The 7,262-nt window shown below is 37.6% G+C and carries 6 protein-coding genes; all 6 read right to left on the bottom strand.

From position 1 onward, the window contains the following. Positions 1–258: 258 nt before the first annotated feature. The 6 genes from QRN68_RS27140 to QRN68_RS19760 all read right to left on the bottom strand — a co-directional run bounded on the left by QRN68_RS27140 (position 259) and on the right by QRN68_RS19760 (position 7,217). A complete protein-coding gene (locus QRN68_RS27140; protein ID WP_481817475.1) occupies positions 259–480 on the bottom strand; it encodes a hypothetical protein in 222 nt (73 codons plus the stop codon). A gap of 485 nt (positions 481–965) precedes the next feature. Continuing rightward, positions 966–2,594: an amidohydrolase gene (locus tag QRN68_RS19780; protein ID WP_285398628.1), complete on the bottom strand. Its 1,629-nt coding sequence runs from the start codon at positions 2,592–2,594 to the stop codon at positions 966–968. Between the two features lie 31 nt (positions 2,595–2,625). Continuing rightward, entirely contained in the window at positions 2,626–2,907 is a 282-nt protein-coding gene (locus tag QRN68_RS19775; protein ID WP_285398626.1) for a cupin domain-containing protein, read from the bottom strand. Positions 2,908–2,946: 39 nt separating this feature from the next. Continuing rightward, positions 2,947–4,401, bottom strand: a complete 1,455-nt coding sequence (locus QRN68_RS19770) for an MATE family efflux transporter (protein ID WP_285398625.1) — start codon at positions 4,399–4,401, stop codon at positions 2,947–2,949. A 43-nt stretch (positions 4,402–4,444) separates the two neighbouring features. Further along, entirely contained in the window at positions 4,445–5,917 is a 1,473-nt protein-coding gene (locus QRN68_RS19765) for an aldehyde dehydrogenase family protein (protein WP_285398624.1), read from the bottom strand. A 13-nt stretch (positions 5,918–5,930) separates the two neighbouring features. Then, a complete protein-coding gene (locus tag QRN68_RS19760) occupies positions 5,931–7,217 on the bottom strand; it encodes an NAD(P)/FAD-dependent oxidoreductase (protein WP_285398623.1) in 1,287 nt (428 codons plus the stop codon). Positions 7,218–7,262 lie beyond the last annotated feature (45 nt).

The following is a 7,262-nucleotide window of genomic DNA, read 5'->3' as shown; positions in this document are numbered from 1 at the left end:
AATGGCGAATCAGGGTGAAAGAAATCCTGGTGTTTCATTGGAACATAAATCATTCAACTACTGTATAATTTTGGTTAATCAACACGTGTGACATTCTTATTTAGAATTATACAGTATGTGTAAAAAATAACACAAATACCATTGTAATACTTATACAACTCTTGCCCTCGTTTGTTTAAGGGTATTTTATCCACAATCCTTCGCATCTTTTTTATAAAAAGCGTGACTTTATTTCAGTCAATACTAGATTGCAAAAGGTTACTCTTCTTCGGATTCCAGAAAAATGAAACCATCGTCAATAAGATCCTGTAAATACTCATCAAAGCTGTTTGCAATCACTTCATATTGATTAAGGGCGTGCAAAAAGCGAATAATTAGACCGCATACACCTTCTTCAGATGTAAATCTGATATTTAGAAAATGAGAGTTATTTTGATAAACGCCATTATGGAGATAATTTCCACAATGGCGTTTTCCCATAAGTCTAACTGAGTAAGTTGGATTACGCAAAGTACCAAATCGTCATAGCAATACTTGTATTCGCTCGTAAATTTGAATAATTGGTTACGAAGGGCATTGAACCTGCCCATCTTAACTTAATATATTCCTAAAATGCAAACCTTTGTAAAATACAATTCCACCCAATTAAAAAAAGTGGCATGACAAGATTCACGTCATGCCACTTTTCATTTGCCCTTCTGAATCAAATATATCTTCACTCCTTAATAAAATGTCACTGAAAACTAAGGGAGATCAAAAAAACAAGGTCTAAATCAGGACGCAAACCACAAATTCTCAAATGAAAGTATAATGGGATTTTGCCTTTTAATAACACAAAAATCCCCGAATAGGTCCACTATTCGGGGTTCCGTTCATAGTAAGGTTCACCAATAGGTACAAATCACGTGATTTTTATACATACAAACTGGCGTATAGGAGTATTCAGCATACTATCATTTAATAATCTATACTCGATTTAGTTCCACAAAATTTTCTTTAGAATAGATCATTTCACCATCGATCATAGTTTTTTCTACTTTTAAATCTTTAATTTGGTCTGGGCTGACATTTAAAATGCTGTCATTAAGAACTACTAAATCGGCTAACTTACCAACCTCGATGCTCCCTTTTATATCTTCTTCAAAACTCGCATAAGCACCATTCCATGTATATAGTTTTATAGCCTCCATAACACTTATGCATTGACTGGAACCAATATCCATACCCGACTGGCTTTTTCTATTAACAGCAACATGAATTCCTAATAAAGGGTTAATATCAGTAACTGGCGCATCTGATCCACCTGCTGCTATGATCCCCTGATCAATATAATCACGGGCAGCGTACATATGTTGAACGCGATCACCGTAATGCCTTACATAAATCTCTCCGAATTCATACGGAAATGGAGGATTTGGAATCGGTATAATTCCAAGTTTTTTCATTCTTTCTTGTAAATCTGGCGATGAGATTCCCGCATGCTCAATTCGATGGCGATGGTTTGTTCTTGGTGATTCCTCAATCGCCTTTTCCACACAATTTAAATACATTTCAATGGCTTTATCACCTTGTGCATGTACAGTGAGTTGATATCCTTTTTTATGTGCTTCTCCTAAAACTTCGTAAATTTCTTCCTCACTTTGATATAGAATGCCATAATTGTTTGGGTCACTGTCGTATGGCTTACGGGTCGCAATGGTAGGCCCAGTGCTACTTCCATCTGTAAACATTTTTGCCGGTCCTACTTTAAATCTTTCATCTCCTGTACCAGTTACTACACCAGATTCCATCATTTTATGGACAAATTCTTGGGAGTTATTTATCTGACATATCATTGCGTATACTCTGACGCGAATATCCCTGCTTTTCACAGCCTGTTGCAGTATGCGGAAACTATCAGGTCCTTGTCCTCCAGCATCATGGACACTTGTTAAGCCCGAAGCAATGAAATGATCTGATGCAATTTTTACAGCCTGTCTTTGTTCATCTTCTGTATGTCTTGCAACATCGCTCATTTCCATATTTGCTGCTTCAATTAATTTTCCTGTCAATTTCCCTTCAAGATCTCTTTCAATAACTCCCCCGTCAGGATCTGGTGTATTTTCGTTTATTTGCGCTAGTTCAAGTGCTTTACTATTTAAAACACTGATATGATTACAAGTACGCGATATCATAATTGGATGTTCTACTGAAATTGCATTCAGTTCATCGATTGTTGGATACCTCATTTCCTTTACAGCGGTTTCATTGAATCCAAAAGCCCGTATCCATTCACCCTTAGGCGTCTCTAAGGATTTCTTTTTCAAATCATCTAATAAAACCTCAATGGAATCGATATGCTCAGCTTTACAATTTATCGCCAACTGATTCAATCCATAATACGTTAAGTGAATATGAGAATCTATAAATCCAGGAAGAAGTGTTTTTCCTTGCAAATCGATGACACTCGTTTTTTCTCCTATAAAACTATTAACCTCACTATTTAAACCTACAAAGATAATGCGATTATCTTTAACAGCTAAAGCCTCTGCTACTGTATTCTTTTGATCTACTGTGATTACTTCTCCATTAATAAATACAACTTCAGCTTCCACTTTTGTTACTCCCATAGTACACCTCCAATATTTATTTCAAATCAATTTCTTGGTTTAATATAAAATTCTTTTTTACAAGGACAGGACAATCCCATTCACAGACTAGATCTTTAGCTAAAGAAGCTACCCATCCCTTCGTAAGATGATATTTTTTTTCGTCAACGGTAATGAACACTTCTCCATCTGTTACATAGAAAACCTCTTGTTCTTCTAGGTGCCACATTCCTTTATCCGTTTCACCTACCCATGGTTCCCACGTATCAACACTTAGTTGTTTAGCTTCTTCCTCTGTTACTTCTTTCGCAAAAAACATTTTTAACATCCCTCTTTCGTTTGATAGATTAGCAGAGTTCTATAAACTTAGCTTATTCGTATTCATTTCATTTAAATATTTGAATTCTTTATTCGCACTCATTCCATTTAAATATTTAAATTCTTTTCTTATAAAATAAAGGGCGATGAGTACACCAGGTATTTCTGCAACAGGGGCTGAGTACCAAACACCTTCAACACCCCAGAATTTCGGAAGTATAAACATTAACGGGATCATAAACACTAGCATTTTACTTGCTACAATAAATGTTGCCGTCCAGTTTCGCTCCTGTGCTTCGTAATAGCCAGAAATAAGCGTATTAATCGCATTTAATGTAAACAATAAATTAAAGACGATAGTTGTCCAAACACCTAGTTGATGTAATTCTGGATCTCCGCCGGCGAAAAACGCCACTATTGGATCCGCAAAAATGATAAGCATAGTAGTAGAAATTACAAAGAATATTGTCGTAAAAATGAGTCCGAACTTGATGGCCTCTTTAACACGATCAAAATTACCAGCACCGTAATTATAACTAATGATTGGTTGAAGTCCTGTCATTCCACCGAGCGCTGCTAAGGAAAGCAGGTTTGTAATATAGCCGTTTTGAATAGTGAAAGCGGCTACGTGCAACCCACCACCGTATTCTTGAAGTAAATTATTCGTGAATATTATGGCAAAAAACATCATAACTAGACCCGAGAAAGAGGCAAATCCCGTCCAAGCCACTTCACCGATTTTTTTGAGTTGAATCTTAATATCTTTCATTTTTGGCTTCAGTTTTGTTTTACCAAACCAAAAATATAATATTAGTAGGGTGGGAATTGATTGAGCAATTGTGTTGCCCCATGATGACCCCATCATTCCCATGTCAAGTTTCGTAACCATTACCCATTCTACAACTACGGCAACAACAGCAGCCACTAACCAACTGTACATGGATAATATAGGTTTTTCATCGATAGTAGTTAAAATACTAAGTACAACAGCTAATATCGTTAATGGCAGTGAAATCCATAATAGGCGGCTGTATTCTATCGCATAAGGAAGAGACTCACTGCTCGCACCAAATAATAGCATCAATTCTTTTTCAAAGATCAATCCTAATACAGCTATCAAAGTAGAGACGAATAGTGTGAACCATAGGGTTTGACCCAATATTGATCTACCTTCTTCTACCTTCCCTTTACCTAGCCGGAGAGCAATAACTGCTCCTGCTCCTACTCCAAAAAGAATCCCTACCATACGAGTAATAACCGTTACTGTGAAACCAATTCCGATCCCTTCAATTTCTAAAACCGAAAAATAGCCGACGAAATGACCATCAATAAGGGCAAAAACCCCCAGAATCAAGTTAGCCATGATTCCCGCTAAAGCAAACCGAAAATACAGTGAAGGAATACTTTTTGTTCCTAGTATTGAATCCTTCTCCAAGTTATTTAATACTTCTCCTTGATCTTTCTTTAGAGAAGGGCGATTTTCTTTATCCCCCATAGGCATATCCCCCTATATATTCAATTTTAGTAGCAAGTTAACTTTAATTTTCATACCAACCTACATGCTTAGCTTTCTGATGAATATTAATCTGCTTCAATTCCATAAAGTGTTCTAGTCCAGCAACACCCAATGATCTGCCAATTCCACTTTGCTTATACCCTCCCCAAGGGCTATCAATATAAGCTAAGTGATAACTATTTATCCAAGTAATTCCTGCCCGCAATTTACTAACCACACGTCTTGCGCGATCCATATCTTCCGTAAATACAGCAGCCGCTAATCCATAAATGGAGTCATTCGCTTTTTGGACTGCCTCTTCCTCATCTTTAAATTTCTCTACAACAAGAACTGGACCAAAAATTTCCTCCTTAACAATACGCATGTTCGAATTTACATCTGCAAAGATCGTTGGAGCGACAAAAAATCCTTTATCAAGCCCATTTTCCGTTATGCGATTACCACCGCATACTAATCTTGCGCCTTCTTCAATTCCAACTTTAATGTATTGTAAAACCTCATTCATATGGGACTCACTTGTAAGTGCCCCCATTTCAATAACCTCACTTTCCCCATTGCCAACTACAATTTTGTTTGCACGTTCTACCAATCTCTCTACAAACCTATCATAAATAGTCTCATGTACTAGTAAACGTGAAGCGGCTGTACAAACTTGACCCGCATTATGGAAAATGCCGAACATTGCATTTTCGACTGCCGGTTCAAAATCCACATCATCAAATACTATCAGTGGTGATTTCCCCCCCAGCTCAAGCGTGACATTTTTCATATTGCCAGCAGCAGCTCGCAATATGCTTTGTCCCGCTGTTGTTCCGCCGGTAAGGGTTACCTGGTCAACTTCAAAACTCTCAGCAAGCTCGTTCCCCATTTTGGATCCAGGTCCTAAAATCAAATTGGCCACACCTGCTGGAAGACCGACCTCTTCGAAAATTTCAAATAATTTGTATGCGCTTACAGGAGTGACTTCAGCAGGCTTAAGTACAACTGTATTTCCTGCGGCAAGGGCCGGAGCAATAGACTGAGCAGCTATCATAAGTGGAAAATTCCATGGGACAATTAAACCACAAACACCTATCGGTTCCTGAGTAATAATCGTTTCCGAAGAATCCTCGCGGTTATAGGATTTCTCTTTAATAAGTTTGATCTGGTCTCCATAATAGCGGAAGATTTGAATAGTAGCGGGAATATCCACATTTGTCGTTGCACGGATAACCTTACCGTTATTTTCCGTTTCCAAGAGTGCTATTTCTGCCGCCTTTTCTTCAAGACAATCTGCTATCTTAAAAAGATAATTCGCTCTTTCATCTGCTGATAAATTTGACCAGATGCCACTATCAAACGCTACACGAGCTGCCTTGATTGCCAATTTTGTATCTTCTACTGTTCCACTAGCAGCCGAAGCCATTACCTCTCCAGTTGCTGGATTTAAAATGTCTTTTCTTCCACTTGATAACGATTCTCTCCATTTCCCATCAATAAACATATCAATTTTCAATTGTATCTCTCCCTTATCTAATTTTATCTAGCACTTTGAATCCGATATGTGCGAGGTTTACCAACATCGTTTTTTGATTATAAAATGGGATTGTTTTTAAACGTTCCTTTTCAAAACGATATCCTCCTGCATCTCCCGTAACAATCCATTGAGCCAATAACTTACCGAACAAAGTGCTAAGCGATGCTCCATGTCCAGAATAACCTGTTGCAAAATAGGCACCTTCTTTAGATCTACCTACAACTGGAAAAGTGTCCATAGTTACTCCAATAAATCCACCCCATTTGTAATCGATCTTGCTTCCAGCCAATTTTGGCATAGTTGTAACCATAGCATTATAAACACTCTGGTAGACGCTATCCCCTAAGTTTGGTCGGATATCCCCCCCTCCAAAAATCATTCGATTATCAGGTGTACGACGGAAATAGTATAAAAAATTGCTTGTATCGAAAACCATACGATCTTTAGGAATAACGGCATTTAACAGTGCTTCCGGAAGCTGTTCTGTAGCAATAATACGTGCTGAGATAGGGAGTACACCTTTGTTTAACTCATTTATGATTTTCCCGGAGTAGCCATCTGTAGCCACAATAATATCCCTCGCAGTAACAACCCCATTTGCTGTTACAACTTTCACACTTGATTGGCCATATTCAATTGATAGCGCTTTTGAAAACTCAAAGATTTTCGCACCAACTGATTTAGCGGCTTCTGCCAAACCAATTGCATAGTTCAACGGATGGAATGAGTAGCTTGAATTGTCAACTAAGCAACCATGATAAATTGGAGAATCAATCTCTTCATGTAACTGACTTTTATCAAGTACACTTGATTCATATCCGAAATTTTTATTTAAGTATTCGCTTTCAGCTTTCAATCCTTCAAAATGTTTCGCCTTGAAAGCTGTTACAATATGACCTGTCCTTCTAAAATCACAGTTAATTTGATGCTCTTCTATAATTTCTTTTACTAGCTCAACACTAAGCAATGAAAGATTATTTAGTTGTTCCGCCTCGACAGACCCATATTTTTTAGAAAGCTCCTGCATTGTTGGTTTATAGCCTGGTAAGACCATTCCACCGTTACGACCGCTAGCACCATATCCAATCGATTCTTGTTCAAGCACAATAACGCTTCGCCCTAATTTTTGTAAATGATACGCAGAAGAAAGACCTGTAAATCCTGCGCCAATAATAACGACATCTGCCTCTTGATTTCCTTCAAGAGCATTCTCTTTTTTATAGCTGTTTTCAGTCGCTTTCCACAATGAAAGCGTATCCATTTTATCCATTTTATCCATATATTAATTCTCCTTTGTTGACTGATATGTTAAAATTACCCTAAT

Origin of the sequence: Lysinibacillus sp. fls2-241-R2A-57, from assembly GCF_030209535.1 — a bacterium.
Lineage (GTDB): Bacteria > Bacillota > Bacilli > Bacillales_A > Planococcaceae > Lysinibacillus.
This window is presented reverse-complemented; position numbering and strand designations above follow the sequence as displayed.

Coding starts and splice junctions, on each gene's coding strand:
- QRN68_RS19760 (WP_285398623.1), bottom strand. CDS start 7,217: ATGGATAAAATGGATAAAATGGATACGCTTTCATTGTGGAAAGCGACT.
- QRN68_RS27140 (WP_481817475.1), bottom strand. CDS start 480: ATGGGAAAACGCCATTGTGGAAATTATCTCCATAATGGCGTTTATCAA.
- QRN68_RS19775 (WP_285398626.1), bottom strand. CDS start 2,907: ATGTTTTTTGCGAAAGAAGTAACAGAGGAAGAAGCTAAACAACTAAGT.
- QRN68_RS19770 (WP_285398625.1), bottom strand. CDS start 4,401: ATGGGGGATAAAGAAAATCGCCCTTCTCTAAAGAAAGATCAAGGAGAA.